The 2,340-nt window shown below is 52.8% G+C and carries 1 protein-coding gene and 1 pseudogene; both read left to right on the forward strand.

Going from position 1 to position 2,340, the window contains the following annotated elements:
- Positions 1–687: pseudogene (locus AC0QH1_RS00960) on the forward strand (serine/threonine protein kinase); the annotation flags it as partial.
- Positions 688–885: 198 nt separating this feature from the next.
- Positions 886–2,232, forward strand: a complete 1,347-nt coding sequence (locus AC0QH1_RS00965; protein WP_324628854.1) for a D-alanyl-D-alanine carboxypeptidase — start codon at positions 886–888, stop codon at positions 2,230–2,232.
- Positions 2,233–2,340: the final 108 nt, after the last annotated feature.

Below are 2,340 nucleotides of genomic sequence, written 5' to 3' on the forward strand. Positions count from 1 at the left end.
CATCCGCGCGATCGCTTCTCTAGTGCTCGGGAAATGTTAGATGCGATCGCCGCCCCCGCTTATACCCCCACCCCCGCCACTGTTCCTTCCCCACCACCGTCAAATGTGCCTTATCAACCCACCACCGTCGTTTCTCCGACTACCTCACCTACAGATACTTCCGCTAAGGGAATGGGAGAGTGGCAAAAAACCACCCTCATCGGTTTGATTATCGGCGCTTTCCTGTTACTCGGAGTATGGATGACGCGACCCCAATCTGCAACCACTACCTCTCACTCTTCCAGTGAAGCGGAAGCTATAACCGCCGGTCCGGAGAGTTCCCAGGGCGATCGCATAGCGTCGGAAAACCTACAGACTCCGCAACCAAACCCCAAAGAATTTATTATCAATCATTACGCCAATCTGAACCGTCGCCAATATCAAAAAACTTGGCGCAAACTGTCTCCTAATTTTAAAACGATGGCGGTAAGCTTTGATAATTACGTACAGTGGTGGGATAGGGTGAGCGAAATTCGCGTGGGAGAAGTTCAGATTCGCGATCGCACCGACACCGATGCAGTATTGGATGTACAATTACAGTATTTAATGAACGATGGAGATGTAGCTGACGATCCAAAAAGCCGCATTTATTTAATTTGGGATTCAAAATCACAGAGTTGGCTATTTGAAAATAAATACGAACCGTAAGGGAACAGTAGCGCGTTTGGGCTAACCCCCACCCAAGGGAAAAAACTTTTTTGAATATAGGGTTGACAAAGTTTGCAAAATGTGGTAAAAATTGCAATAAAATTGTCCCACTGACGGTGAGTCAACGCGGTAGGATCCATGCGCCCGGTTATGGTTCCAACCGTTTAAAATAAACATGCACAGGCATTCATTCAAACCATGACCCCGATCGACCCCCCTCGTTGCACGGTTGCCCTTTCCGGACTTTTGATTGTTGCGATCGCCGCTTGTTCTCCGTCCCAACCCTCCCCACCGCAAGCCTCATCGGTGCAAGCGTCGGTTCGCGACGGGCAACGATCCACCCCACCGGCGAAACCCTTACTCCCAGCGCCAGAGAACCCAGACCCCCAGACAACGGCTCAAATCGAACAATACCTCAACACCCTCGCCGCCCAAGGATTTGCCCGGGAAAACCAAGGCATATGGATTCAACGGGGGGATACTCTGCTTGCCAACCATCAAGGCACCACCCCCCTTTCCGCCGCTTCGGTCACCAAAATCGCCACCAGTCTCGTCGCCCTGCAAACCTTTGGTCCGCAGCACCAATTTGTCACCGAAATTGCCGCGAAAGGCCCGATTGAAAATGGGGTATTAAACGGCGACTTAGTAATTTTAGGCGGCGAAGACCCCTTTTTTGTCTGGGAAGATGCCATTCCCCTGGGCAATCGGTTAAACGAACTGGGTATCGATCGCGTCACGGGTAATCTGGTCATCGTCGGTGAGTTTTCCATGAATTTTGAAACCGACCCCGCCACCTCCGGAACCCTGCTGCAGCAAGCCTTAAACGCGCAAATTTGGCCGCCGGAAGCGCAAACCCAATATGGCACATTGCCCCCAGGCACCCCGCAACCGCAAGTTATCGTAGAGGGTGCGGTGCAGGTGGTGGATTCAGCGTCGGCGAATCGAACGCTTCTGTTGCGCCATCGCTCTCGACCCCTGGCGGAGCTTGTCAAACAAATGAATATGTACAGTAATAATATGATTGCCGATATGCTCGCCGAATCCGTGGGGGGTGCCGGCGTGGTAGCCCAGAAAGCCGCCGAAGCCGCCGGGGTGGGCGCAGGAGAAATTCAACTGATTAATGGGTCGGGATTGGGGGAAGAAAATCGCATGTCGCCGCGCGCCGCTTGTGGGGTATTTTTGGCGCTACAGGAGTATCTGAACGGGCATAACATGACCTTGGCAGATGCGATCGCGATTATCGGCAAAGATTTAGGGGTGTTAGAAGGGCGACCCCTGCCCGCGAATGCGGTGGTGAAAACGGGCAGTCTCAATTATGTGAGTACCCTCGCCGGGGTGATTCCCACCCAATCGGGTTTGGTGTGGGTGGCGATTATGAATACTGACGGAGATTTGCAGCAATACCGCACCCGTCAAGAAGTAATGCTTCAGAATTTGATGGGCGAGTGGGGGGAACCTGCGGAGGTCGTGCCGGAAATCGCGCCGACGGCTTGGAAAAAAAACCCGGGTTCTCGGATTGAGGTGGTGGCTCAGCCTTCCGGTTGAGGAAATCAACGCTCCAACCTATCTGTAGGGGTTGACACTCTGCGGCTCTTTTGACGCGCAGATTCTTAAGCAGTCCAGAAATGAACTCTTAAAGGCGTAGTCAAAGCG

It is taken from the genome of Phormidium sp. CCY1219 (assembly GCF_055795085.1).

Coding starts and splice junctions, on each gene's coding strand:
- AC0QH1_RS00965 (WP_324628854.1), top strand. CDS start 886: ATGACCCCGATCGACCCCCCTCGTTGCACGGTTGCCCTTTCCGGACTT.